Below are 25,632 nucleotides of genomic sequence, written 5' to 3'. Positions count from 1 at the left end.
CTTTCACTCCTTCGCAGCACGTTTTGCTGCGCGCATAACCAGATCGTCCCGGTGGATCATCGCGGAACGGGCTTCATAACCAAGGATCGTGGCAATCTCATTGGTCTTTCGTCCTGCAATCTTTACGGCATCCCCGGCATCATAAGCAATAAGGCCGCGCGCTGCTTCGCGTCCGTCCGGACCAACCACAGCAACCGTATCGCCCCGTGTGAACTGTCCGGCAACCTCACGGACACCAGCCGCAAGCAGCGACTTGCCGGATTTGAGTGCGACAAGTGCTCCCTCGTCGATCACCAGCCGGCCAGCCGGTTCGAGATTGCCTGATATCCAGGTCTTCCACGCATTCACCGGATTGAGGCTTGGCTTGAAGAGAGTTGACCGCTCGCCTGCATCAATTGCACCCAGCGGATTCATGCGTGTTCCCGAGGCAATGATCATCGCCGTGCCCGCCGCATTGGCAATCTTGCCGGCATCAAGCTTGGTTTTCATACCGCCGCGCGAGTATTCGGAAGCTGCGGCACCGGCCATGGATTCGATCTCAGGCGTAATGGCGTCAACAACCGGAAGGAACTGCGCATCGGGGTTCTGATGCGGCGGCGCCGTATAGAGCCCGTCAATATCGGACAAGAGGATCAGGAGATCCGCACCCATCATCGTCGCCACCCGCGCAGCCAGGCGATCATTGTCGCCATAGCGGATTTCCGTCGTCGCCACCGTGTCATTTTCATTGATGACAGGCACAGCTTTGAGCCGCAGCAGGGTTCCGACCGTGGCGCGGGCATTGAGATAGCGGCGACGCTCTTCCGTGTCCGACAGAGTCAGAAGAATTTGGCCGGCACGCAATTGATGCCCGCCCAACACTTCGGAATAGGCTTTGGCAAGTTCGATCTGACCCGCAGCTGCGGCCGCCTGACTTTCCTCCAGCCGCAGTGCACCTTTCGGCAATCCAAGCACTGTCCGCCCGAGTGCAATGGCGCCGGAAGATACAATCATCACTTCGACACCAGCCTGCACCAGCCGCGCCACATCCGCACCAAGGCTTTCCAGCCAGTCGCGCTTCAGTCCCTTCGCGCGATCCACCAGCAATGCCGAACCGATCTTGACCACGATCCGCCGATAGGTGGAAAGTTTGAGGGTATCGTTCATATACCCCCCTCTGTCCTGTCGGACATCTCCCCCGCAAGGGGGGAGATCACATCGACATCAACATTTTCGCTTAATTTGCAATGCCGCAGAACAGTTCGAGGCAGTAATGAAGGCTGATCTCCCCCCTTGCGGGGGAGATGTCCGACAGGACAGAGGGGGGTGAAAAATACAGGCTCGTTCTGCACGGACATGATGCACTCAATATTTGAAGCGGGTATCGATCTCTACCGGTGCCTCTGACTGACGCGATTCAAGGATGATCGCCGACAAGGCACGCAGCACCTGCTCGACACCCTCGCGGCTGACCGATGACAGGAGCATCGGCTCGCGGCCCGCAGCCTTTTTCAGCGCAGTCACCTTCTTCTTGCGCGCGGCGGCATCCAGCGTGTCGATCTGGCTCAGCGCCACGATCTCCAGCTTGTCCGCAAGTCCGTGCCCATAGGCCTCAAGCTCGGTGCGCACGGTCTTGTAGGCTTCCGCCACATTCTCTTCCTGTGCGGAAACGAGATGCAGAAGAACCCGCGTGCGTTCGACATGGCCGAGGAAACGGTCACCGATACCAACGCCTTCATGCGCGCCTTCGATCAATCCCGGAATATCGGCAATGACAAATTCGCGGGCATCCACACGGGCCACACCCAGGTTCGGATGCAGGGTGGTGAAGGGATAGTCGGCAATTTTCGGCTTGGCCGCCGTCACACTGGCAAGAAATGTCGACTTGCCGGCATTCGGCTTGCCCAGAAGACCCGCATCGGCGATCAGCTTCAGCCGCAACCACAGATTGCGCTCTTCGCCCTCAAGGCCGGGATTGGCGCGACGCGGCGCCTGATTGGTCGATGTCTTGAAGTGCAGATTGCCAAAGCCGCCATTTCCACCCTTGGCAAGGCGATAACGCTGACCCACGGTTGTGAAGTCGTAGATCAGGGTTTCATTGTCGTCTTCGAAGATCTGCGTTCCCACGGGAACCTTCAACACGACATCCGAGCCCTTGCCGCCAGTCATGTTGCGGCCCATGCCGTGCATGCCTGTTTTGGCCTTGAAATGCTGCTGGTAACGATAGTCGATCAGCGTGTTAAGACCATCCACGGCCTCGGCCCAGACATCACCGCCGCGGCCGCCATCGCCACCATCGGGACCGCCAAATTCCAGAAACTTTTCACGGCGGAACGATACCGAGCCGGCACCACCATCGCCGGAGCGGATATAGACTTTCGCCTGATCGAGGAATTTCATGGAAGTTCAGTCCTTTTTGATGTCCCGAGGCATTACAGGAAAATGCACGGGAAGAAAACTGGCCAGATCGATATCGGCGGCCTTTTGAGAATTCAGCCTGGTGAGGCGGATGATGCGGTTTACGAGAACCGGAGCGCAGTGGACATTTTCGTCCATGAGTACCGGAAGCGCAGCAAACCGCATCAGATGACCATCAGGGTGGATTGGCATAGGCCGCCTAAGTGTTCCAGCTGCGAAGCCCGATCCATGTCCTTCGATCCAGCATATAGCGTTCGACGGGCACATTGCCTGCCGCGAGCGAATCCATCATGCCCGTATTGGCATACTGGAACCCGCTCTTGTATAGCACCCGCCGCGATCCGATGTTCGAGACCCGGCATGAAGCATGCAGCTTTTCCACCTGCGTGGCGCGGAATACGAGATCGACCAGCGCATGCGTGGTTTCTGTCGCATAGCCTTTGCCCCAATGGGGCTCGCCCAGCCAATAGCCGATCTCCAGTTCGTCCCTGCGCGGCTCACTCATCCGCAAATCCTTGCTGCGGCGGTAATTGATGCCGCAGCAACCAATGAACGTACCGGATTGTGCGAGGGTAATCGCATAGACGCATTTGCCGATCTCGCCCGCATTGGCGCGGCGCACGAAGTCCACCGCATGATCTTGTGTGTAGGGATGGGGCATGCGGGAAAGCATTTCCGCCACACGGGGATTGTCGGCGAGACGGGCAATTGCGTCAACGTCCTCGGTGTGCGGCGCTCGCAGGACCAGGCGTTCAGTTACGAGGACCGGACAGTCTATCAGGTCCAGTCTGTCTTCATCGTCTTCCAGTAATTCGGCAACCATTTTGCTATCCTCCAGATGCGAAAAGGGAGATGGGTGGTAACCCCATCTCCCTTTGATCTTTTGGCTTGGATGCCAGTCACCGGGTCCGATGGGGACGCCGGTGCTTCAAGCAGGACCAGCTATTCTGCTGCTTCGGCGATCGGGTTCACGATCGACACGAAACTACGGCCGTTGGCTTTGGTACGGAAAGAGACAACACCGGCTTCAAGAGCGAAGAGTGTATGATCCTTGCCGAGGCCAACATTGACGCCGGGATGCCACTTGGTGCCGCGTTGACGAACGAGGATGTTGCCAGCGAGAACCTTCTCGCCGCCAAACTTCTTCACGCCAAGGCGCTTTGATTCGGAATCACGACCGTTGCGTGACGAACCACCAGCTTTTTTGTGTGCCATGGGATTACTCCTTTAAACCTGTTCTTACTCGCCCGAAGCGGGCTTCTCAGCCTTGGCAGCAGCCTTCTTCGGCGCAGCTTTGGCTTTCGGGGCGGCTTTAGTCTCGGTTGCTTCCACAGCGGCAGCTTCCGCCTTCGGAGCAGGCTTCTTGTTGACCGGCTTTTCAGCAGCAGTCTTCGAAGGCTTGGCACCACCCGTCAGGATCTCGGCGATCCGGATCGTCGTCAGTTCCTGACGATGACCGCGTGTACGCTTGGAGTTCTGGCGGCGACGCTTCTTGAAAGCGATGACCTTGCGTGCCCGGCCCTGCTCGACGACTTCGGCTGTTACCAGCGCGCCGCCAACGGTCGGAGCACCGATCGTAGCGTCTGCACCGACGCCAACCATCAGAACTTCGGCAAATTGAACGATATCACCGGCATTGCCGGCAACTTTCTCGACCTTCAGAAGGTCATTGGCGGCAACGCGATACTGCTTACCACCGGTCTTGATGACTGCGAACATTTTATGCCCTTTCGGCGTTCGGTTCGGTTTTTTGCCGTTTGAAGGGCAATAACCGTCTTTTTGTCAGTCGTGACATATTAATCGAAAGATGCTTTCAACCCTTGCAGATCTGGGCATCCGGACTCAAAAACAAACGGCGCGGAGAATCCCCCACGCCAGTCGTCGGGCGCTTATAAGGTGAGGATTATGCGAGAGTCAAGAAATTTAACGCAAAATTGCTCTTGTATCCTTGCGCTTTGCCCGCTATCTAGCCCGTCGCACGCTCAAGCCAAGTCCTTCGGGATATCGCGGCACCGGCAGGGAGAGCATCCCGGCCACATCGAGGGTCTGTCCATGACAGGCTCTTACACGCGGAGAGGTGGCTGAGTGGTTGAAAGCACCGCACTCGAAATGCGGCATGGGGGCAACTCCATCGGGGGTTCAAATCCCTCCCTCTCCGCCATTATTTCTGTATCTATGTTTTCTTTACTTACAAGCTAGGACTTAACCCAAGAATTGGCTTGGGAGTGCGGGCAAATTTTGTTATGAAGCTACTTGTTTAGCTGCATTGGCGCAGACTACATTAGTCAATGAATTTTTCGATAATTCATTGACTTAATCTGGGTCCGCCATATTATGAATCTCACTTACGCGAATGGCATGAATTGCTTGGTCGGGCGCTTCGCTAGACCTCATTTGATTGACCGGGATTATTCGGCTCAGAAGGGTGTGAATCCTTTTCGCCTTCTTCGGTCGCTCCGCTCTACAAGGCTTCACACCCTTCTGAGCCTTTGGTAAGTGATAGACGATCTCTTAAAAGAGAATTTTCTTAATATGGTAGACCCGGATAATATTCGGGTCTACCAGCCGACCTCGCTTGTACTTGTTTGCGGAGGAGCAATGAATTCGGGGGCAACACCACCTCCTTCGCTGCGCGAAGCATTTCTGAGACTTATTTATGAAGGGCCATTTAAAGGCAAGTACAGGCCATTAATTGCGGAAGAAGTGATCAACTTGTTCGACGATGGAGGTTACAGCGATTTTCTTACGCTGGAAACGGATATAGCTCAAATATGCAGCTTGATAATAGTCTTTTCAGAAAGTTTCGGAAGTGCCGCAGAACTTGGTGCATTTGCCACCTCAAAAGAAATCGCTAAGCGTACATTGGTGGTGATTGGTGATCACGAGTATAATCAAAAATCCTTCATAAAATACGGCCCCATAAGATCCCTAGAAAAGTCATACGGGGCAAACTCGATATGCGTAATTAAGCCCAAAGACATAGGAGTGGAAAACCTTAAGAACCTCAATAATATAAACATGAATGATCTCAGCGACATTCTTTTTGAACTAGTACAAACAAAAGCAAAATTAGTCGAAAAACACTCTAGGTTTGATAAATACCTGAGTGGGCATAAAATTAAGCTGATAGTGGGACTTATTCAATGGTTCGGTGCACTTACACTCGAAGAGATAGAAGTTGCTCTATATTGTATAGGCGTCACTTGCACTGAAGATGACATCGAAAATTACCTGAAATGCGCGAATTTTGCTGGATGGATAAAAAGCGAAAAGCGAGGAGTCAGAACTTTTCATGCTGCGGCCGCTGAAATTATGGCGGTACGGTTCTATCCGAGACCAGGAACTACTAAAATTGACGCCCTACGATGGCAAACGGAAGCTCGCGCAGTTTGGCGTGAGAAGGATGTTAGGCGATTTAATTTCATTGCTGAAGTGCAGAAAGAGGCGCGATAATGGGCCAAATCATAAGCTTTTTGGTCCAAGAGAGTGGAATGTCGGAATATTCAATCCGAAAGATTCTTGCGACGGCCCCCGAACGGTACAAAGAGTATCGCATACCTAAGAAATCCGGCGGTTATAGGGACATTGCGCAACCCGCAAAAGAGCTCAAGATACTGCAACGCGGATTCGCTAACAATTTCTTGATGAAACTCCCCATACATCACACTGCTATGGCCTACCGGCATAAGCAAGGCATCCGCGACAATGCGCAACGGCATGCCGGTTTTGGACAGATTTTAAAAATTGATTTCAAAGGATTTTTTCCATCCATTCGCGTGGAGGACTGGCGTTCTTATTGTGCCGCAACTGGATTTCTCATCGAAGCTGAAGATATAGATTTGTCATCGTTATTATTGTTTCACCGCGCCCGGGGAACAAGAGGACTCCGTCTAGCTATAGGAGCGCCATCATCGCCAATATTATCAAACATCTTGATGTATGAATTTGACCAGCGGGTCAGTGAGATCGTTGCGCAAGATAAGGTAATATATACAAGGTATGCGGACGATTTAACTTTTTCAGCGCCACGAACTGGATACCTTCTCGACGTTAAAAAAAATGTCTCCAAGATATTGGATGAATTGCAGTTTCCACGACTAGAGATAAACCACAAGAAAACTACTCATGTAACCACCAAGTATCACAGAGTTGTGACGGGTCTAACGCTGGCGAATGATGGTCGTGTTACTGTTGGGCGCGAACGAAAGAGATTAATTAGAGCCACTATTCACGCTTATATACAAGGTCGCTTAGTAGCAGAAGATGTGGGACGGCTAGCGGGGTTGATTGCATTTGTAAAATCTGCTGAACCTGAATATTTTGGGTTGCTGAAACATCAATATACCCCAGAGAAAATTATTGAAATTTTGAAATGGTCTTCAGGTACACTAAATCTTTTTGATGATTGATGGCAGATTAATTGATCCAAGCCAAAAACCAAAATTCAGAGTCCTTGCTTAGCCCGGAACAGTTCTATGATCCGGGCGAGCAGGAACATGGCCGGATAGAACAGGATCGAGCTTACTCCTGCTGCGAACACAAGCACAAGGACGAATTGCACCGGCGACAGGGCTGTGGAACGGGGCGGCTGCGGCTCATCCATGGATTACTTCCCGGCTTTTCGCGCCTCGAATTCGATCCGCACTTTTTCCGCCTGCTTCAGCAGCGTGTCCTTGCAGGCCTTGCGATCCAGATCCGTCGGCTGTTTTGACGAGGCAATCAAACCCTTCAGCCAACCCCGCACAGTCCTGTCAGCGTCCTCAGGTGAATGACCCAGTGCCTTGAGGATGGTCTCGCTGCTTTCGATGGCCGAGTAATGCGGTTCGCGGCCAAGCGCGGTCTGGCATTGATAGGAAGTGGTTACCAGTTGCTTGACATCGGCCACCAGGCTCGCGTCATTGCCCTTGCTGCCGGAGGTCGTCGTGCAACCCGCCAGAAGCACAATCCCAAGTCCCGTACCGATCGCCGAAAACCGCATTGCATCCCCCATGGTGGACGTCAACGCTACCCGTGGAGCGAAGATGTGTCGAGCAGTTATCGCGGCTTGCCAAACGGCAAGTGGGGGTTCCGGATCAACGCCGCCCGTTATATTCCGGCACCTTGTTGTCGCCGCCAAACAGCAACTCCTGCGGGTTGCTGTCGAAATTCGAGATGGCACGTTCGATATTTTCGACTGACCGGCGGCTATCGGAAATAAACTTCTGCGCATTGCGCAATTTTTCACCGGTATAGGTCCCCAGTGTTTTCAGGATCGGAGCGAGCCGCGCCTGCAGACTATCGGCCGTATCGCGATAGGATTGCAGCTGTTCACGGATATTGGCAACCGCACTGCCCTTGTCCTCGGAGAGGACCTTGTCCAGCTTCGTCAATGCATCATCAACTTTCACTGAAGCTTCGTTGATTTTCGACATGGTTTCACGCGCATCTTTGATAACAGCCTGTACATCCTGCGCCCGCTGCCCGTAACGGTTGATCATATCGGTACTGTCGGCAAGTTGCTGGGTGAAATCCTTGGCTTCATGCGCCTTGTCGAGTGCCGGTCCCTTCATTTCGTTCAGATAGCTTTCGGTGGCATCCATTGCACGGTCCACCCGCTGGAGAACGTCCTGAACCGTTTGTACGAGGGTTTTCAGCGATGAAGGGTCGATATCGATACGTGCCACCGTATCTTCTTTTTCCGCTTCTTCAAGCAGCTTGGGCTCATAGCTCTTGCCCCCCTTCAGCTCGATATAAGCCTGACCGGTCAACAGAACGAAAGCCAGTGCCGCCTGGGTCGACCGCGTGATGGGCGTGGTTGAATCAATCTGCGTCTGGGCGATAACCACATCGGGGTTGCTGGCATCGATAAAAAGGCGCGTCACGTCGCCAACCTTCAGGCCATTGAACAGAACCTGGCTTTTCACCGCAAGACCCGTTACCGAACCAGGAATGCGGATTTCCAGCATGGACGTTGGACGAACATCGCCCAAACGCTCGATCCAGTAGACAAAACCAAAAGCCAGCAAGCTCACCAGCACGGTGAAAATACTGACCACAAGATAATTGGCCTTGGTTTCCATTCACTATTCCATTCATCCGGACCGACAGGCTTGCAACCATATCGTGCAATATCCCTAACCCCACGCGTTGCAGAACGCCACTACGTTCTTGTGGTTCCGGCACAAGGCTCTCTTCGTTGCCACAGCAAAGACCATCACAAGCGTTTGTAATTGGCTGCCTGGCGTTACGGCGAGCCCCCATGCCATACCAGTCCACGTTACGTAACTCACGCAATCATAACGTCCGTTATCAACAGTCTGTGTGTTACGTGACCATATTGTTGCCCGTTAGGGAACGCACCCTTATCAAGTTAATGCAAGTGATTCGCGTTCGTTACGGCACAGACATACCCATGGCATTATCCAATGCAGAGAGACAGAAACGACATCGCGAGCGGCAAAAGCAGAAGCTCGCCGAGGTCGCCCCGAGTGTGGCAATCCAGTATGAGAATGTCGGCGCGGACCTGCGCGAAAAGCTCTACAGCCTCGTCAATACGGAGAATACGCGCCGGGAAAAGATCAGCCGCAGTACAGAACTACCGCTGGAGCAGACGGATTTCAGCCGGGTTATTCTCGACATCGCCCTCAATGAAGATCATTCAGGACTTGCTGACAGGGCCCGCATGATCCTGCTCGGTGCCCTGTGCATGGGCGAAAGCTCGGAAAAGGAAATTAGCGAGGCGCGCAGGCAAAAAGAGGCGGCGCTTGCCGAAGATGCCCCGGATAATCAACAGGACGTCGAACCGCATGGGCGTATCAGTCCGCTGGAACATTATATCCGTGTACCGAATTTCGGCTAAGCTCTGCTCCATAGCAACGCTGCGCTGATCGCAAGCAGGAGAATAGCCATGACACATCCGGTTCTTACCCCATCCAACGTTGCCGTGATTACCGGAGGCGCATCGGGCATCGGCCTTGCTGCAGCGATCCGCTTTGCCGCAATGGGTCTGAAGGTCTGCATCGCCGACCTCCCGGGGGAAAGGCTCGATGCTGCCCTGGCCAAGGTTCGCGAGCACGGCAACCCTGCAGATAGCATTGCCGTCGGCACCGATGTGGCCAATGTTGAAGAGTTGCAAAGGCTTCAACAGAGAGTTGAGACGGAGCTTGGACCGGTCAGCCTTCTCATGAACAACGCCGGTATCCAGCCCGGCAGCAGTGTTTTCGGCCCCGGCGGATGGGACAGGATCATCGAGGTCAATCTCTTCGGCATCGTGCGGGGGACACAGGTATTCGGCCCCAAGATGGTAGTCCGTCAAAAACCCGGCCTCATCATCAATACCGGATCGAAACAAGGCATCACCACACCGCCGGGCGACCCGGCCTACAATGTCTCGAAATCAGGCGTGAAAACCTTCACCGAAGCCCTGCAGCACGAATTGCGCAACACCACAGACTGTCAGGTCACCGCCCATCTGTTCATTCCGGGTTTTGTCTACACAGCGCTCACGGCTGGCGGCAGAACGGAAAAACCGGCAGGCGCGTGGACGCCGGAACAAACAGTCGACTTCCTGCTCGAGCGTGTGACCGCGGGCGATTTCTATATCCTGTGCCCCGACAATGACGTGGTGCGCCGTACCGACGAACGGCGCATCCTGTGGGCTGCGGGCGATATCGTCCATAATCGCCCGCCGTTGTCGCGCTGGCATCCGGATTACCAGAGCGCGTTTACCGAATTCCTCAAACAGGAGGAATAGAGGATCAGGCTTCGAACTGTTCGGAAACGAACTGCCAGTTAACCAGCTTGTCCAGAACCGCAGCAACGTGCTCGCCCCTGCGGTTTTCATAGTCGAGATAATAGGCGTGCTCCCACACGTCGATGCCAAGCACGGCCTTCTTGCCTTCGGCCAACGGATCGCCGGCATCCTGCATTCCGACCACGGCAAGCTTGCCGCCATCCTTGACCAGCCACACCCAGCCTGTCCCGAAAACATTGTCCGATTCAGCGACAATCTTCTTCTTCAAGCCATCAAGCCCACCGAAGCTACTTTCCGCCGCGGTTGCGAAAGCACCCTTCGCTGCTGCTGAGCCGCCTTTGAACTGCTGCCAGTAGAAATTGTGATTCCAGGCCTGTGCCGCATTGTTGAAGATGGGCGCATTGCCTTCCTTTTTCGCCCGCACCACAACTTCCTCAAGCGAAAGATCGGCATAGGGTGTTTTTTCCACCAGCGTGTTCAGCTTCTTGAAATACCCGGCATGATGCTTGCCGTAATGCAGGCCGACGGTACGTGCGGAGATAACAGGCGCCAGACCGTCTTCACCGTAGGGCAGCTCCGGCTGTTTGAAAGGAGCCGCCGCATGCGCCTGGATGGTCGGGGCAAAGAGCGTTGTGGCTGCCACGGCACCCGAGAGTACCAGCATATCGCGTCTGTTGAGATCCATCTTCTTCTCCTGAAAATTGTTGAGGGCAAAATGAGGGGCTGTTTGAGTGAAACTTGGCTTGGGTTACGCCTTTCTCATTGTGGAAAAACGGCACAGGTCAGAGGGAGTTCCCCGATCATGGCAATTTTCCGCTCTTTTTTATCATGCTTTGGTGCAGTCACACGTCATCGAATTGCATCAGAACGGGGCAGATAAGGATTTGAATTCTGCGTGTTGCTGTCCTAAGACTTGCAGTCAGGGAGTCCCCATTCCAAACCAAGAAACGCCGTGCCGGCAATCTTGCAGCACAGACGGTCAGCCATAGTCAAAGGTAGGAATTTTCATGAGCGATATTGCTGAAACCGCGTCACTCGCCGTTGCCCCCGATGTCAAAACCCGTCTGAAATCCATTATTGGCGGATCGGCGGGTAATCTCGTTGAATGGTACGACTGGTATGTTTACGCCGCTTTCACCCTTTATTTCGCCCCGGTTTTCTTCCCTTCGGGCAATCAGACAGCCGAGCTTCTAAGCGCCGCGGCTGTTTTTGCTGTTGGCTTCCTGATGCGGCCAATCGGTGCGTGGGTCATGGGTATCTATGCCGACCGCAAGGGCCGCAAGGCCGGCCTCACCCTGTCCGTAACATTGATGTGTCTTGGCTCGCTTCTGATTGCCGTCACGCCAGGTTACGCGTCGATAGGGCTTCTGGCACCCACTCTTCTGGTTCTGGCGCGCCTGTTGCAAGGCCTGAGTGTCGGCGGCGAATATGGCGCCAGTGCAACCTATCTCAGCGAGATGGCAGGCAAGAATCGCCGTGGCTTCTATTCAAGCTTTCAGTATGTAACCCTTATTTCCGGGCAGCTCGTTGCGCTCGTGGTTCTGCTCATCCTGCAGCGCATCCTGACGCCGGAACAGCTTGGAGCCTGGGGCTGGCGCATTCCTTTCGCCATTGGCGGCGTTCTGGCAATCGCGGTTTTCTACATTCGTCGCGGACTTGCGGAAACCCAGTCGTTTCACAATGCAAAGAACGATGACAAGCCAAAATCCAGCGGCTTCGCGTTGTTCCGCCATTATCCAAGAGAAGCCTTTACCGTTCTGGCGCTGACCTCAGGCGGCACGCTCGCCTTCTATGCCTACACCACTTACCTGCAGAAATTCCTCGTCAACACATCGGGTTTCAGCAAGGAATCCTCGACAGAAATCACGGCGCTGGCTCTTCTGATCTTCATGCTCTGCCAGCCAATCGCCGGGGCGCTTTCGGACAAGATCGGCCGCAAACCGCTGATGGTCGGCTTCGGTATTCTCGGTGTTCTCTTCACCTATCTGATCTTCTCTACCTTGGCGGTCACCACGAACCCCTACATCGCATTTGCCCTTTCGCTGGCAGGACTTTTGATCGTGACGGGCTATACCTCCATCAATGCCGTCGTAAAGGCCGAGCTTTTCCCGGCGCACATCCGTGCGCTTGGCGTCGCCCTGCCCTACGCTCTGGCTAACACGATTTTTGGCGGCACCGCCGAATGGGTGGCTCTAAAGTTCAAGGAGATGGGCCATGAGACATGGTTCTTCTGGTATGTGACCATCATGATCGGCCTGTCATTGATCGTTTATGTCAAGATGCGTGACAGCCGCGATCACAGCCTGATCCACGAGGATTAGTCAGACAGGCGGGGAAGCAGACAATCTCGTGACCCCGCCTTTATCTCCCGTTCTCCATTCCACAGACACTCTGGAACCGTTATGACCACATCCGCTAAGACCAACTCCATTGATCCCGTAAAGCTCGATCGTCTGGCGGAAGTTGCCGTCAAAATCGGTCTGCAGCTGCAGGCCGGACAGGACCTGCTGATTACTGCGCCGTTGGCTGCCCTGCCGCTGGTGCGCGGCATAACCGAACACGCCTACAAGGCAGGGGCGGGTCTGGTTACCTCTCTTTACGCCGATGAAGAAGCCACATTGATGCGTTACCGTCATGCGCCGGTGGAGAGTTTTGATCATGCTGCCACATGGCTCTTCGAGGGAATGGCCAAGGCTTTTTCATCGAACACTGCGCGACTTGCAATTGCCGGCGACAATCCAATGCTGCTTTCGGCGGAAGATCCGGAAAAGGTCGCCCGCGCCAACCGGGCAACGTCCAAGGCCTACCAACCGGCATTGGAGAAAATTGCCGGTTTCGATGTCAACTGGAACATTGTTTCGTATCCGAATCCATCCTGGGCGAAGCAGGTTTTCCCTGATCATTCTGAGGATGCAGCTGTTGCCAAACTGGCCGACGCCATCTTTGCCGCATCGCGCGTTGACATTGATGATCCTGTCACCGCATGGCGGGAGCACAATGCGGTGCTTGCCAAACGCCGCGAATGGCTGAATGGCCTCAACTTCGCTTCCCTGCATTTCAAGGGACCCGGTACTGATCTGGTTGTTGGTCTTGCCGACGAGCACCAGTGGCAGGGCGGTGCTTCGACCGCCAAGAATGGCATCACATGCAACCCGAATATCCCGACAGAGGAGGTGTTCACCACACCGCATGCATTGCGGGTGGATGGTCATGTTTCCAGTACAAAGCCTCTATCCCATCAGGGCACGCTGATCGAAGATATTTCTGTCCGTTTTGAAGGTGGCAAGATCGTTGAAGCCAAGGCTTCGCGCGGTGAGGAGGTTTTCAACAAGGTGCTGAACACCGACGAAGGCGCGCGCCGTCTGGGTGAAGTGGCACTGGTACCGCACTCGTCACCGATCTCCGCGTCGGGGCTTCTGTTCTTCAACACCCTGTTCGACGAAAATGCCGCGAGCCATATCGCGCTGGGCCAGTGCTACTCCAAATGCTTCGTCAACGGCGACAAGCTATCACCCGAGGAAGTCGCGGCGCGCGGCGGCAACAAGAGCCTCATTCATATCGACTGGATGATCGGATCGGGTGAAGTGGACGTGGATGGCGTCAATGCGGACGGCAGCACTGTGCCGGTCATGCGCAAAGGCGAATGGGCCTGACAAGAGCCACGCATCGCATGCGTTGATGGTTACAAAATGAGCCAGTAGAACGCCTCCCGGGGTCAATAACGCCATTGGGAGGAATTCATGGCTCAGGACGGATTCGGAAAACGCGCGCGGCTGCTCTTTGCCAGCGCGGTGGGCACCATCATCGAATGGTATGACTTCTTTGTTTTCGCCACGTGTGCGGTACTGGTTTTTGACAAGGCGTTTTTTCCGACCGCCGATCCGGCGATCGGGATTCTGCTTGGTTTGAGCACCTTTGCCATCGGTTTTATCGCCCGCCCGCTCGGCGGAATCATCTTCGGTGTGTTGGGAGACCGTATCGGCCGCAAGAATGCACTTGTGGTCAGCCTCGCCATGATGGGTGGTTCGACCTTTGCCATGGGCCTGTTGCCAACCTATGCCTCAGTTGGCGTTCTTGCGCCTGCTTTGCTGGTTCTGCTGCGTATTTTCCAGGGTATCGCCGTTGGCGGTGAAGCCACCGGAGCATTGCTCATCGTCGCCGAATCCATGCCGGGCAAGCAGCGTGGCTTCTGGACCAGCTTTCCGATGATTGGTGGACCTGCCGCAAACGTGCTGGCCGCAGCCACCATCAGCTTCCTGACATTGCGCTTTGGCGAACAGGCCTTTGTCGACTGGGCATGGCGCTTGCCGTTCCTGTTCTCGATCGTTCTGGTTGTTCTCGGCTTCTGGATGCGCCGCAAGGTGGAAGAATCGCCTGCCTTCATCGAACTTGTCGAAAAGCGCAAATCCGTTCCGGCCGCGCCCTTATCGGAAGCCTTCAAACATTTCAGCAAGCCCATGGGGCAGGTGTTTCTGGTCAAAACCGCCGAAAACACGCTGTTCTATCTGTTCACGACCTTCTTCCTCGTTCTCACGGTGCAGTTCCTGGGACTGGCCCGATCCGTCGGCGTGGGCGCCCTGTTCTGGGGGTCTATTCTTGAAGTCGTCGTCATCATGGCAGCAGCCTACGCCTCGGATCGTTTTGGCCGCAAACCTTTGATGCTGCTCGGGCTTGTTGGTGGTTTGGGTGCAGGCGCCTATCTGTTCAGCTTGCCGCATGGGGCCGATCCGCAACTGGTCCTGCAGGCAACCCTGCTCACCCTGACATTCCACGGCATTATCGTTGGCAGCATGGCGCCGTTCTTCACGGAACTGTTCCCGACCCATGTGCGCTATTCGGCGATGTCGATCAGCTATCAGGTCGCCTCGGTGGTTGGCGGTTCGGTCGCACCACTGATTGCAACGCTGCTGCTCACCGCAACGGGCACGCCCCATGCGGTGATCATCTACGCCGCGGTCATGGTCATACCAGGCATCATCTGCGTGCTCCTGTCCAAGGAAACACGCGGAGCAGATCTGACAGCCATTTGAACGCGATGACCGTCACCGGAATGCCGGTGGCGGTCATCTAACGGTTGGAAATAACCGATGTCTTTGGCCGCCAGACAAGCAGCCTGTTCTCGACCAGCGTCACCAGCCAGTCGACCAGAATGACAAAGCCCATCAGCACGAACATCCCGGCGAAAACACCGGTGACATCGAACACGCTCTCGGCCTCGTGGATGAGGTAGCCAAGACCGGCGGCTGATCCCAGATATTCTCCCACCACGGCGCCAACCACAGCAAAACCCACCGAGGTATGAAGCGATGAGAACATCCATGAGAGGGCGGACGGCATGTAGACATGGCGCAGGAGCTGCCGCTCGTTCATCCCGAGCATGCGGGCGTTGGAAAGAACGGCAGGACTGACTTCCTTGACACCCTGATAGACGTTGAAGAAGACAATGAAGAACACCAGCGTCACGCCGAGTGCTACCTTGGACCAGATGCCGAGCCCCAGCCACAATGCAAAGATCGGTGCGAGCACAACGCGGGGCAGCGCATTGGCTGCCTTGACATAGGGATCAAACACCGCAGCGAGCAACGGCTTGCGGGCAAACCAGAATCCAATGATGACGCCGCCCAGAGAGCCGATAATAAAGGCAAGCGCCGCCTCGGTCAGCGTGATGCCAAGGTGATACCAGATCGACCCCTCCATAAACCACTGAACCATGCGCTTGCCGACGGCGAGAGGTTCGGCAAAGAAAAAGCTGATGGTTTTGGGATTGCCGATAAGGGTTGTCGTTGAGGCAATGTGCCAGAACACCAAGGTGACAACGGCCACAAGAACCTGCAGGCCGATGAGAGTAAGCCTGTTCATGACTGGACCTCTTCGGTCTGCCGGTAGCCCTTCAGGACTTCCTCTTTCAATGCATTCCAGATTTCCCGGTGCACTTCGTGGAATTGCGGCTCAGACTTGATGTCAGCCATATTGCGCGGCCGTGCCAGCGGGATCGTGTAATTGCCGATGATGCGGGATGACGGACCCGCCGACATGATTATCACCCGGTCGGCGAGACCAATGGCCTCATCAAGGTCATGCGTGACGAACATCACCGCCTTGCGGTCGGCCGACCACAGATTGAGCAGGAGATCACCCATGATCAGCCGCGTCTGTGCATCAAGCGGTCCGAACGGCTCATCCATCAGCAGGATTTTGGGATGACGGATCAGCACCTGTGCTAGCCCGACGCGCTTGCGCTGGCCGCCCGACAGCATGTGCGGATAACGGTCGGCGAAGGCGGCGAGACCTACTTTGCCAAGCCAGGCTCGTGCCTGTTCCAGGGCTTCGCGGCGGGACGTGCCTGCCACCTCCAGCCCGATGGCCACATTGTCTATGGCAGTCTTCCAGGGCATGAGCGAATCCTGCTGGAAGAGATAGCCCGCGTGTTTGTTGAGACCCGAAAGCGGCTTGGAAAAAGTGCGCACCTGACCCTGCGCCGGCTTGAGAAGACCCGCCGTAGCATTGAGCAATGTCGATTTTCCGCAGCCTGTGGGCCCGACAATCGCCACGAATTCCCGGTCACTGACGACGAGATTCGTTTCACCGACAGCTTCATAGGTGCCACCATCCGGCAGTGGAAACGCAATGCGGATGCCATTGAGCTCAACGGCATTGACACCGTGAGCCTCGTTCAGGTCCGATGTGGTCGTCTGTGCAATGGTCATTGAGCGTTATGCCTCATCCTTTGATGAAACGGTCATCATAGGTCGCGGCAAGGTCAATCGTCGCATTGGCGAATTCGGGGTCGAGGATTTTCAGCGTATTGAGAACCGACTGCATGCCCTCCATGGGAAGAACCCCGTCCAGCGAATAGGTCGGCAGCGAATTGGCAATGGCTTTGAGATAAAGCGGCTTGTCACCCAGCTGGTATTCGGCGGGAACGCTGTCGGCGATCTCTTCCGGCGTAGCGCTGTGCAGCCATTTCAGCGTTTTGACGAAAACACCTACCAGCGCTTTTGACGTATTGGGATTCGCGTCGGCAAAATCCTTTTTCACATAGAGAACTGCCGCCGGATTGGAGCCGCCGAACAGCGCACGGGTGCCTTCTTCCGTACGTGTATCAATGAGAATCTTGATATCGCCATCCGCTTCAAGCTTGGCGATGACGGGATCCAGATGTGAGATCACATCCACCTGCCCCTGCTTGATTGCAGCGACAGCACTGGCACCGCCGCCAATACCGATCAGTGGAGCATCACTGGCCTTCAGGCCCGCTTTTACCATTGCATACTGGATCGTAAGCGCAGTCGATGAGCCGGGGGCTGTGACACCAAGCTTCAGACCGGCGAAATCGGCAGGAGATTTGACCTTGTCGGCCAGTTCCTTGCGTACGGCAATGACAATGGCAGGAAAACGCCCGAGTTCACATAGGGCACGGACATCCTGTCCCTTCGCCTGCATGCGGATCGTATGTTCATAAGCGCCCGTCACCACATCAACAGAGCCGCCAACAAGCGCCTGCAGGGACTTTGCGCCGCCACCGAAATCATTGATTGTTACATCGAGACCTGCATCTTTGAAAAACCCGCGGCGCTCGGCAATCGTCAGGGGAAGATAATAGAGGAGTGGCTTTCCGCCGACACCCAGCGTCAGACTGGTCTTTTCCAGCGCGCCGCCTGTCTGTGCCATAAGTTCGGTGCTTGACCCTGCCAGCATGGACAGTGCCGCTGCGCCCACAAGAAATTCACGCCGTTCCATTGTCTTCCTCCCGGCATCACTTGCCGTTCAACAAGACATACGAGGTGCCTTGACGATCAGCGTGATGTTTGTCTGTTTTCACGTGTTTTCAAAACGCTACCACCCGGATTCCAGAAGTGCAAGGCAAGGAGACGGACCAAATATCGCAACAAAAACGCGCCAGACTTGGGTCCGGCGCGTCATTTATGCGTTGGCCAATAAGCCAGAATGATCAGGCGACGAGGCGTCCTGCTGTTTCGGTCTGGGCATAGGCCTTGCCAAAACGGTTTGCGAGGAAAGCATCAAGCGCGATATCCTCCTGCTTGAGGAAGCCCTGCTGTGGCAGGTCGCCATTGGCCAGCATGTCGAGAACGGCGCAAATGGCCGACGCTGTCGTGATCTGGATACCGCTGTAAAGCACGTTGCCGATGTGGCCGCTATAGACCTTGTTGGCATAGGTTTCCTGCAAGAGACGGCCCTTCTTGCGGCCACTGACGGTCACGAAAATCACCACGACATCCTGCATGGTCGAAGGCAGGGCATTTTCCAGAATGTCCTTGAACACATCGCGGCGGTCGCGCAGGCCAAGATCGTTGAGCAGCGCCTTCATGATGGCCGCATGGCCGGGATAACGGATCGTGCGGTAGTTCAGCGTGCGGACCTTGCCGAGGAGTGTTTCGCACAGGGTGCCAAGACCACCTGATGTGTTGAAAGCCTCGTAGGTCACGCCGTCGAGCGAGAATTCCTCACGCTCTTCCAGCGGCGGCACTTCGGTCAATTCACCGTCGACGATAGCTTCGCATGGCTCGCAATATTCGTTGATAACGCCGTCCGTGCTCCAGGTCAGGTTATAGTTGAGCGCATTGGACGGGTACTGGGGCAAGGCACCAACCCGCATGCGCACACTTTCCAGCGTATCGAAGCGCTTGGCCAGATCATTGGCAACAATCGAGATGAAGCCCGGAGCCAGACCACACTGGGGAATGAAAGCTGTCTTGGCTGTCGCCGAAAGCTGCTTGACGATGCGGGTGCTGGCAACATCTTCGGTCAGATCGAGATAATGCACGCCCGATGAAGCTGCCGCCTGCGCAATGCGGGTGGTCAGGTGGAAAGGAGCGGCGCTCAGCACGGCAAACTTGCCGGCGAGAATCTTCTCAAGCGCGCCTTCTTCCGCAATCTCGATGCAGCGGGTCACCACCAGCGGGGAAACGTCCAGAGCCTCAAGCTGCGCCTGAGCCCGGTCGACGACGGTGACACGGTAGTCTCCGGTGTTTGCGAGCAGGTTGGCGATTGTTCCGCCGATTTTGCCTGCACCGACGATGACGATCTCTTTCATGTGATTCCCCTCAGGATTTCAGAACTTTCATCATTTTCTCACCCTTGATCGTCGAAATGAAGCGTGTAAACTGACGATATAACGCCCTATTTTTAGCAAATACGCCGTATGAGTTTGACATTATGCTGACAGATGCCGATCACGCCCTGCTTTCCCTGCTACGTGAGAACGCACGCGCCTCGACCGCCGACCTTGCCCGCAAGCTCGGCGTATCGCGCACCACGGTGCAAAGCCGCATAGAGCGGCTGGAAAAGCGCGGCATGATTCGTGGCTACAGCGTGCTGCTTTCCCCCGAATATGAGCGTGATCTGGTCAAGGCGCACGTACTGGTGACGGCCCTGCCGAAATTCGCCAAGCGGGTCGAAGTGGCATTGCGCGAGATTGCCTGGGTGCGGACCCTGCATTCGATCAGCGGGCAATACGATATGATCGTGATTCTCGAGGCGCCCTCCATCAGCGAGCTTGATACTCTGCTCGACCAGATCGGCGCATTGGAAGGTGTTGAACGCACCATTTCTTCCATCATCCTCTCCACACGTATCGATCGCTGAGAGATATAAATCCGAACGCCTTGGACTCCGCTTGACTCTTTGGCCGAATGGATTCCATAATGGAACATATCATGAACATTTAGGGGAAACCGTGGTGACAACCGTCAACCTTACGGCGTTGCGGCGCGATATTGCGTCTTTAAGCGAGCGGAATGCGCTGGAAGCGCAGGCGCCGCGCAGTGCCTTTGGTTTTGGCGACCGAAGCCTTGACAGGATGCTTGGCAAAGGTCTGCAACGGGGAGCGTTGCATGAGGTCTTTTCAGCGAAAATGCATGATGCAGGCGCGGCGACCGGATTCGTTATCGCCCTTGCCTTGCGGTCTTCCAGTGACCAAAGCCCTATTGTCTGGCTCGAAGAGGACTTTGCAGCGCAGGAATATGGTTTTCCCTATGCACCCGGATTGAAGAATCTCGGGCTTGATCCGGAGCGGCTTGTCATCGTGCGCTGTTCGTCGCCGCAGGATGTCCTGAAAGCCGCATCGGACAGTCTTGGCATCCGGGGAACAGGCGCCGTCATCATAGCGCCGTGGAGCAATCCGAAATGCCTCGACCTGACAGCCACACGCAAATTGTTGCTGACCGCCCAGCAGACAGGTGTCCCCGCCCTCCTCCTGCGGCTCGGTGCCGTTCCAATCGACAACTCCGCCGTGACCCGCTGGATGATCCGCTCTGCACCCTCGCAGTCGAGCGGGGCCAGTGCGCCCGGCCACCCGGTGTTTGACACCACCCTTATACGCAACAGGCAGGGCATGACAGGCCATTGGATCCTGCAATGGGAGAGTGATGATCATGTTTTCAGACAGATCGAACCGGTTTCTGGCACTGTGGTTTCCACACCTGCCCACCGACCGCCTCAAACGCGAAAATCCGCAACGGGCTGAGTCCGGCCAGTTGCTGATTGTTGTCGACAAAGTCGTCAATGCCTTGCGTCTGACAGCGCTTGACGAACGGGCCGCCAAGGCAGGCCTGTTCAAGACCATGGCCTTGACCGACGCCCGGGCGCAGTTCGAAAACCTCGACATCGCCTTCGCCTCACCGCGCAAGGACGCCGCCCTCTTGGAGAAACTGGGCGACTGGTGTGACTGCTATACACCTCTGGTCGCTCTCGATGGTCCCGATGGGCTGATGCTTGATATCACCGGCTGCGCGCATCTCTTCGGTGATGAGCAGAACATGCTGAAAGATATCCACCAGCGCCTGAACCAATATGGCGTGGCTGTCCGATCGGCCGTTGCCGGCAATGCATCTGCAGCTCACGCGTTTGCCCGCCATTCACCGGGGGGCGTGATTGATGATTCTGTCCTCAAGGAGAAACTGCGGCGGTTGCGCCTCGTCAGTCTCGAGATCGATGATGTTCATCTGGCTGGTCTAAAGAGGGCCGGACTGCGCACTGTCGGCGATATCGAAGTTCTTCCCCGCGCCGCCTTGGCCGCGCGTTTCAGCGCCGGACTGGTGGATCGCCTCGATGCGCTTTTCGGATATGCGAACCACCCGATCTCGCCCCGGCGTATCGTTCCCGCCTGCATGGCCGAACGCCGCATGGTCGAGCCTCTGATTGTCATGGACTCCGTTGAGTTGGTGCTTCATGCGCTTGGCAATGCGCTTTTCCGGCAGTTGCAGCAGCGTGCGGAGGGAGCACGGGAAATCGAGGCCTCGTTTTTCCGCGTGGATGGTGAGATCAGACGTATCGACATTCAGGCGGGACGGCCACTCACCGAGACCAAGACCCTGTTCAGACTGTTGAAGGAACGGCTCTCCACGCTCGCGGAACCACTCGATGCCGGTTACGGCTTTGACATCATCCGCCTTGCTGCTGTCCGGGTCGAGCGAACCCGGACCGTACAAAAAAGCCTCGATACCAACGTTCAGGAAACCGAAGAAATTGGCGGCCTGATCGACCGTCTGTCCATTCGTCTTGGTACCAACAGGGTCCAGCGCCCGCACCCAGTCGATACACATATTCCCGAACGCGCCGTTTCACTCGAACCGGCTATACACACCGCAACGGAGCTGCCTTTAGAATGGACACCCGGCCATCATCCGGGCGAACCGCCGGAGCGTCCAGTCCGGCTGTTCCAGCCGCCGGAACAAATTGAAACAACAGCGGGAATTCCCGATGGCGCCCCGGCTCAATTCGTCTGGCGCCGGGTCCGGCACAATATTGTTCTGGCCGAAGGGCCGGAGCGTATCGCACCGGAATGGTGGCGGGAGCATGCCGGGGCCCTGACACGCGATTATTATCGCCTCGAAGACAACAAGGGACACCGTTTCTGGGTCTTTCGCGAAGGCCTGTATGAGCGCGGCCAGACCACACCGCGCTGGTATCTGCATGGGCTCTTTGCCTGATGTCCGGCTATACGGAATTTGCCGTTACCAGCAACTTCTCCTTTCTCGAAGGGGCATCACAACCGGAAGAACTGGTGCAGGCGGCTGCATTGCTGGGCCTTGAGGGAATTGGTATCGCCGACCGCAACACGCTTGCCGGAGTGGTACGGGCCTATAAGGCCCATAAGGAGCTGACAGAGGAACAAGGGATAAAGCTGAACCTCTTTATCGGCTGCCGGCTGATGTTCACCGATGGTACACCCGATCTGATTGTCTATCCGCGCGACCGCCCGGCCTATGGTCAGCTTTGCCGTCTTTTAAGCGAAGGAAAAAAGCGGGCGAAGATCAAGGGCGAGTGCCATCTGGTGCTTGAGGATTTTCTTTTCCGTGCGAAAGATTTTCAAACCGTGATTATGCCTCAGGAACAGCCAGACAAAAGTCTGCTGCCTCTGTTGAAAAAACTTGGCGTGGTTGCCCCGGGATGTGTCTGGCTTGGTCTTGCCATGCCCTATCAGGGTGCTGACCGGCGCTATGGCGAAAGGCTGGAGCGGATCGCTACTACAGCCGGTGTTCCGCTGCTGGCGGTCAACAATGTGCTCTATCACACCCCTTCCCGCCGCCCCTTGCAGGATGTGCTGACCTGCATCCGGGAACATGTCACCATTTATACGGCCGGACGCAAACTGGAAAAAAACGCCGAGAGGCATCTGAAACCAGCAGAGGAAATGCAGCATCTTTTCCGGCATTTTTCCTCGGCCCTTCAGGAAATCCGCCGCTTCACCGCACCGATTACCTTCTCATTGAGCGAATTGCAGTACCACTACCCGGATGAACCTGTGCCGCCGGGTAAAACCCCGCAGCAGCATCTGACTGACGAGACCTGGAAAGGCGCTGTGAAACGTTATCCCGGAGGTATTCCGGAAATGGTCCGGGACCTCTTGAACAAGGAATTGACACTTATCGGAACACTGGGATACGCGCCCTATTTCCTGACGGTTCATGACATTGTCACTTACGCGCGATCGCAGAACATCCTGTGTCAGGGGCGAGGTTCCTCAGCCAACTCAGCCGTCTGCTATTGCCTGCACATTACCGCTGTCGATCCCACCAACGGCAATGCGCTGTTCGAACGCTTTCTCTCGGCCGAGCGCAAGGAACCTCCCGATATCGATGTCGATTTCGAACACGAACGACGTGAGGAAGTCATGCAATGGGTCTATAAGCGCTATGGCCGCGACCGCGCAGCCATTGTCGCGACCGTTATCAGCTACCGCCCGCGCAGCGCCATTCGTGATGTCGGCAAGGCCTTAGGGCTGACCGAAGATGTAACGGCTGCGCTTGCCAATACGGTGTGGGGCAGCTGGGGAACCACGGTTGAGCAGCAGCAGGTGAGGCAAGCAGGCCTTGACCCTGACAACATCATGATCCGTCGTGCCGTCAAATTGGCGACGGAGCTGCTCGGTTTTCCGCGGCACCTTTCGCAGCATGTCGGCGGGTTTGTCCTGACGCGGGAGCGACTGGACGAAACCGTTCCCATAGGCCCTGCGGCCATGAAAGATCGTTCCTTCATCGAATGGGACAAGGACGATATCGACACGCTTCGAATCATGAAGGTCGATGTGCTGTCGCTCGGCATGCTGACCTGCATCCGCAAGGCCTTTGATCTTATCCACCTGCATAAGGGAGGCGATCGTTATGAGCTTGCGACTGTTCCGCAGGGCGATCTGAAGGTCTACGACATGCTGTGCGAGGCGGATTCTCTTGGGGTGTTTCAGGTGGAAAGCCGCGCCCAGATGAACATGCTGCCGCGCCTGCGCCCAAGGAAATTTTACGATCTGGTCATCGAGGTCGCCATCGTGCGTCCGGGGCCGATTCAGGGTGATATGGTTCATCCTTATTTGCGGCGGCGCAAAAAAATTGAGGCTGTTCATTATCCGTCGCCTTCTCCCGAGCATGGGGACAAGGACGAACTCAAGAACGTCCTTTATAAAACCCTTGGCGTTCCTCTGTTTCAGGAGCAGGCAATGCGCATTGCCATTGAAGCGGCAGGTTTTACCCCTGATGAGGCCAATAAACTGCGCAGCGCCATGGCAACGTTCCGCAATCGCGGCACCATTCACAAGATGCAGGAGCAGATGGTTGAGGGCATGGTGCGCCGCGGCTATGAGCGCACCTTTGCCGAAAACTGCTTCAATCAGATCAAGGGCTTCGGTGAGTATGGTTTCCCGGAAAGCCATGCGGCAAGTTTCGCCATTCTTGTCTACATTTCCTCCTGGATCAAATGCCACCATCCGGAGGTATTTGCTGCAGCTCTCCTGAATTCGCAGCCCATGGGTTTCTATGCCCCGGCCCAGATCATCCGCGATGCGCGCGAGCACGACGTCGAGGTATGCCCTGTTGATATCAATTTCAGCGAATGGGACAACACGCTGGAAAGAGGAAATAACAACAACCTCGTCATGCGCATGGGCTTTCGGCAGGTCGACGGCTTCTCGAAAGCATGGGCTGAAGAAATTTGCGCAAAGCGGATAAAGCCCTATAGGGACATTGAAGAAGTCCGCCGCGTGACGAGACTGGAGCGCCGCGCCTTCGTTCTGCTCGCCGATGCGGATGCGTTTCGCTCGCTGGCCATTGACCGGCGTGAAGCGCTCTGGGCCGTTCGCAGATTTCCTGACAACGCAACCTTGCCGCTCTTTCAGATCGCCGAAACCAACGAGCTTGCCATGGAAGCAGAGACAAGACTGCCGGGCATGCAAATGGCCGAGCACGTCATTGCGGACTATGAATCCTTCCGGCTATCGCTCAAGGGACACCCCATGCAGTTTCTGCGGGACATGCTTGCCGGCGAGGGCGCCGTGACCTGTCAACAGGCCACGGCGATGCCCAGCAACAGGCGCGTCAAGCTTGCCGGCGTGGTCACTGTCCGCCAAAGGCCGGGCAGTGCAAAAGGTGTTGTCTTCATGACAATCGAGGATGAAACCGGCATTGCCAATATCATCGTCTGGGCGAAAACAATGGCTGCCTACCGCAAGGAAGTAATGAGTTCCCGTCTCATCCTCATTGAGGGCACTGTCCAAACCAGCGATAACGTCACCCATATCGTTGCCAGAAAACTGATTGATCGGACGGCGGATCTGTATCGTCTTTCGGAACAGCTACCGTCCCTGACCGTATCGCGTGGCGACGAAGTGGTTCACCCGGTCCCCGATCAATCGAGAGCCCGTCATCCGCGCCAAGTCCGCATCCTGCCCAAATCGCGGGATTTCCACTAAGCTTGCTTGACGTTCTTGGCCAACGCAGCACGGTCAATGGCGGTGATCATACAAATCTCCAGATCTCCTAGCCCATCCAGTATCTCTTCCTTCGAAATACCGACTGCCTCGGCTTCGGCAGTGCATTTGGCGACAAGCTGTTTCGGCCGTGGATCATCATGCGCCATATCAGCCGGCCGCGTGGCATGAACATTGGCTTCTATCCAGTTATTGACGAAATCAATCGCACGTTGGCTCATACTTTCCTCCTATATACCTCCAGTCAAAACTGCTGGCAGTGGAGAAGGTTGCGAAAAAAGCA

The 25,632-nt window shown here is 55.7% G+C and carries 25 protein-coding genes and 1 tRNA gene; 12 read left to right on the top strand and 14 right to left on the bottom strand.

The genetic code is table 11. The features are described from left to right. Positions 1 to 3: 3 nt before the first annotated feature. From proB to rplU, 5 genes are all read right to left on the bottom strand, one after another. Positions 4 to 1,146, bottom strand: a complete 1,143-nt coding sequence (proB, locus tag FHW16_RS08800) for a glutamate 5-kinase (protein WP_182548687.1) — start codon at positions 1,144 to 1,146, stop codon at positions 4 to 6. A gap of 198 nt (positions 1,147 to 1,344) precedes the next feature. After that, positions 1,345 to 2,379, bottom strand: coding sequence for a GTPase ObgE (gene obgE, locus FHW16_RS08795; protein ID WP_182548686.1), 1,035 nt, complete (start codon positions 2,377 to 2,379; stop codon positions 1,345 to 1,347). 217 nt (positions 2,380 to 2,596) lie between these two features. Next, entirely contained in the window at positions 2,597 to 3,220 is a 624-nt protein-coding gene (locus tag FHW16_RS08790) for a GNAT family N-acetyltransferase (protein WP_182548685.1), read from the bottom strand. Between the two features lie 119 nt (positions 3,221 to 3,339). Next, positions 3,340 to 3,612 carry a 50S ribosomal protein L27 gene (rpmA, locus tag FHW16_RS08785; RefSeq protein WP_182548684.1) on the bottom strand — a complete coding sequence of 91 codons (273 nt, stop codon included), beginning with the start codon at positions 3,610 to 3,612 and terminating at the stop codon, positions 3,340 to 3,342. A gap of 24 nt (positions 3,613 to 3,636) precedes the next feature. Further along, complete coding sequence (gene rplU, locus FHW16_RS08780) at positions 3,637 to 4,116, bottom strand: 50S ribosomal protein L21 (RefSeq protein ID WP_182548683.1); 480 nt, start codon at positions 4,114 to 4,116, stop codon at positions 3,637 to 3,639. A gap of 352 nt (positions 4,117 to 4,468) precedes the next feature. On the opposite strand from rplU, the gene FHW16_RS08775 reads away from it, so the two are divergent. From FHW16_RS08775 to FHW16_RS08765, 3 genes are all read left to right on the top strand, one after another. Next, positions 4,469 to 4,558 (top strand) — tRNA-Ser (locus tag FHW16_RS08775). Between the two features lie 335 nt (positions 4,559 to 4,893). After that, positions 4,894 to 5,850 carry a retron St85 family effector protein gene (locus tag FHW16_RS08770; RefSeq protein WP_182548682.1) on the top strand — a complete coding sequence of 319 codons (957 nt, stop codon included), beginning with the start codon at positions 4,894 to 4,896 and terminating at the stop codon, positions 5,848 to 5,850. Then, positions 5,850 to 6,806, top strand: coding sequence for a retron St85 family RNA-directed DNA polymerase (locus tag FHW16_RS08765; protein ID WP_281410097.1), 957 nt, complete (start codon positions 5,850 to 5,852; stop codon positions 6,804 to 6,806). The genes FHW16_RS08770 and FHW16_RS08765 overlap by 1 nt, the downstream gene beginning before the upstream one ends. Before the next feature lie 35 nt (positions 6,807 to 6,841). Here the strand turns inward: FHW16_RS08765 and FHW16_RS08760 are convergent, their stop codons facing one another. From FHW16_RS08760 to FHW16_RS08750, 3 genes are all read right to left on the bottom strand, one after another. Beyond that, positions 6,842 to 7,000 carry a hypothetical protein gene (locus FHW16_RS08760; RefSeq protein WP_182548680.1) on the bottom strand — a complete coding sequence of 53 codons (159 nt, stop codon included), beginning with the start codon at positions 6,998 to 7,000 and terminating at the stop codon, positions 6,842 to 6,844. Positions 7,001 to 7,003: 3 nt separating this feature from the next. Beyond that, positions 7,004 to 7,375, bottom strand: a complete 372-nt coding sequence (locus tag FHW16_RS08755) for a hypothetical protein (RefSeq protein ID WP_182548679.1) — start codon at positions 7,373 to 7,375, stop codon at positions 7,004 to 7,006. 94 nt (positions 7,376 to 7,469) lie between these two features. Next, entirely contained in the window at positions 7,470 to 8,456 is a 987-nt protein-coding gene (locus FHW16_RS08750; RefSeq protein ID WP_182548678.1) for an MlaD family protein, read from the bottom strand. 332 nt (positions 8,457 to 8,788) lie between these two features. Between FHW16_RS08750 and FHW16_RS08745 the strand changes: the two genes are divergently transcribed. Together FHW16_RS08745 and FHW16_RS08740 are read left to right on the top strand one after the other, a co-directional pair. Continuing rightward, complete coding sequence (locus FHW16_RS08745) at positions 8,789 to 9,235, top strand: hypothetical protein (RefSeq protein ID WP_182548677.1); 447 nt, start codon at positions 8,789 to 8,791, stop codon at positions 9,233 to 9,235. Between the two features lie 48 nt (positions 9,236 to 9,283). Then, positions 9,284 to 10,129 (top strand): SDR family NAD(P)-dependent oxidoreductase, encoded by an 846-nt coding sequence (locus FHW16_RS08740; RefSeq protein WP_182548676.1) that lies wholly within the window; start codon positions 9,284 to 9,286, stop codon positions 10,127 to 10,129. Between the two features lie 4 nt (positions 10,130 to 10,133). Here FHW16_RS08740 and FHW16_RS08735 read toward each other — a convergent pair whose 3' ends face one another. Continuing rightward, positions 10,134 to 10,814 (bottom strand): superoxide dismutase, encoded by a 681-nt coding sequence (locus FHW16_RS08735; RefSeq protein ID WP_182548675.1) that lies wholly within the window; start codon positions 10,812 to 10,814, stop codon positions 10,134 to 10,136. A gap of 322 nt (positions 10,815 to 11,136) precedes the next feature. Here FHW16_RS08735 and FHW16_RS08730 point away from each other — a divergent pair, with 322 nt between their 5' ends. The 3 genes from FHW16_RS08730 to FHW16_RS08720 all read left to right on the top strand — a co-directional run bounded on the left by FHW16_RS08730 (position 11,137) and on the right by FHW16_RS08720 (position 15,159). Next, positions 11,137 to 12,450, top strand: coding sequence for an MFS transporter (locus FHW16_RS08730; protein ID WP_182548674.1), 1,314 nt, complete (start codon positions 11,137 to 11,139; stop codon positions 12,448 to 12,450). A gap of 81 nt (positions 12,451 to 12,531) precedes the next feature. Further along, complete coding sequence (locus FHW16_RS08725) at positions 12,532 to 13,782, top strand: aminopeptidase (protein ID WP_182548673.1); 1,251 nt, start codon at positions 12,532 to 12,534, stop codon at positions 13,780 to 13,782. Positions 13,783 to 13,869: 87 nt separating this feature from the next. Continuing rightward, the gene (locus FHW16_RS08720; RefSeq protein ID WP_182548672.1) at positions 13,870 to 15,159 is read left to right on the top strand and encodes an MFS transporter; all 1,290 of its coding nucleotides are present in this window, start codon (positions 13,870 to 13,872) and stop codon (positions 15,157 to 15,159) included. Between the two features lie 37 nt (positions 15,160 to 15,196). Here the strand turns inward: FHW16_RS08720 and FHW16_RS08715 are convergent, their stop codons facing one another. The 4 genes from FHW16_RS08715 to FHW16_RS08700 form a co-directional block, all read right to left on the bottom strand. Continuing rightward, entirely contained in the window at positions 15,197 to 15,988 is a 792-nt protein-coding gene (locus FHW16_RS08715; RefSeq protein ID WP_182548671.1) for an ABC transporter permease, read from the bottom strand. Next, on the bottom strand, positions 15,985 to 16,836 hold the full coding sequence (locus FHW16_RS08710; RefSeq protein WP_182548670.1) for an ABC transporter ATP-binding protein: 852 nt from the start codon (positions 16,834 to 16,836) through the stop codon (positions 15,985 to 15,987). Before FHW16_RS08710 ends, FHW16_RS08715 begins: the two co-directional genes overlap by 4 nt. A 13-nt stretch (positions 16,837 to 16,849) precedes the next feature. After that, a complete protein-coding gene (locus FHW16_RS08705; protein ID WP_182548669.1) occupies positions 16,850 to 17,869 on the bottom strand; it encodes an ABC transporter substrate-binding protein in 1,020 nt (339 codons plus the stop codon). A 211-nt stretch (positions 17,870 to 18,080) separates the two neighbouring features. Continuing rightward, complete coding sequence (locus tag FHW16_RS08700) at positions 18,081 to 19,184, bottom strand: saccharopine dehydrogenase family protein (RefSeq protein WP_182548668.1); 1,104 nt, start codon at positions 19,182 to 19,184, stop codon at positions 18,081 to 18,083. Between the two features lie 122 nt (positions 19,185 to 19,306). Between FHW16_RS08700 and FHW16_RS08695 the strand changes: the two genes are divergently transcribed. The 4 genes from FHW16_RS08695 to FHW16_RS08680 all read left to right on the top strand — a co-directional run bounded on the left by FHW16_RS08695 (position 19,307) and on the right by FHW16_RS08680 (position 25,331). Next, the gene (locus FHW16_RS08695) at positions 19,307 to 19,735 is read left to right on the top strand and encodes an Lrp/AsnC family transcriptional regulator (RefSeq protein WP_182548667.1); all 429 of its coding nucleotides are present in this window, start codon (positions 19,307 to 19,309) and stop codon (positions 19,733 to 19,735) included. Between the two features lie 94 nt (positions 19,736 to 19,829). After that, positions 19,830 to 20,615: an ImuA family protein gene (locus FHW16_RS08690; RefSeq protein WP_182548666.1), complete on the top strand. Its 786-nt coding sequence runs from the start codon at positions 19,830 to 19,832 to the stop codon at positions 20,613 to 20,615. Beyond that, on the top strand, positions 20,524 to 22,080 hold the full coding sequence (locus FHW16_RS08685) for a Y-family DNA polymerase (RefSeq protein WP_182548665.1): 1,557 nt from the start codon (positions 20,524 to 20,526) through the stop codon (positions 22,078 to 22,080). Before FHW16_RS08690 ends, FHW16_RS08685 begins: the two co-directional genes overlap by 92 nt. Next, positions 22,080 to 25,331, top strand: coding sequence for an error-prone DNA polymerase (locus FHW16_RS08680; protein WP_182548664.1), 3,252 nt, complete (start codon positions 22,080 to 22,082; stop codon positions 25,329 to 25,331). Before FHW16_RS08685 ends, FHW16_RS08680 begins: the two co-directional genes overlap by 1 nt. On the opposite strand, the gene FHW16_RS08675 is transcribed toward FHW16_RS08680, so the two are convergent. Next, positions 25,328 to 25,570, bottom strand: a complete 243-nt coding sequence (locus tag FHW16_RS08675) for a DUF768 domain-containing protein (protein ID WP_182548663.1) — start codon at positions 25,568 to 25,570, stop codon at positions 25,328 to 25,330. The two genes, FHW16_RS08680 and FHW16_RS08675, sit on opposite strands and share 4 nt — an antisense overlap. Positions 25,571 to 25,632: the final 62 nt, after the last annotated feature.

It is taken from the genome of Phyllobacterium myrsinacearum (assembly GCF_014138285.1).
In the GTDB taxonomy this organism is placed as follows: domain Bacteria; phylum Pseudomonadota; class Alphaproteobacteria; order Rhizobiales; family Rhizobiaceae; genus Phyllobacterium; species Phyllobacterium myrsinacearum_A.
This window is presented reverse-complemented; position numbering and strand designations above follow the sequence as displayed.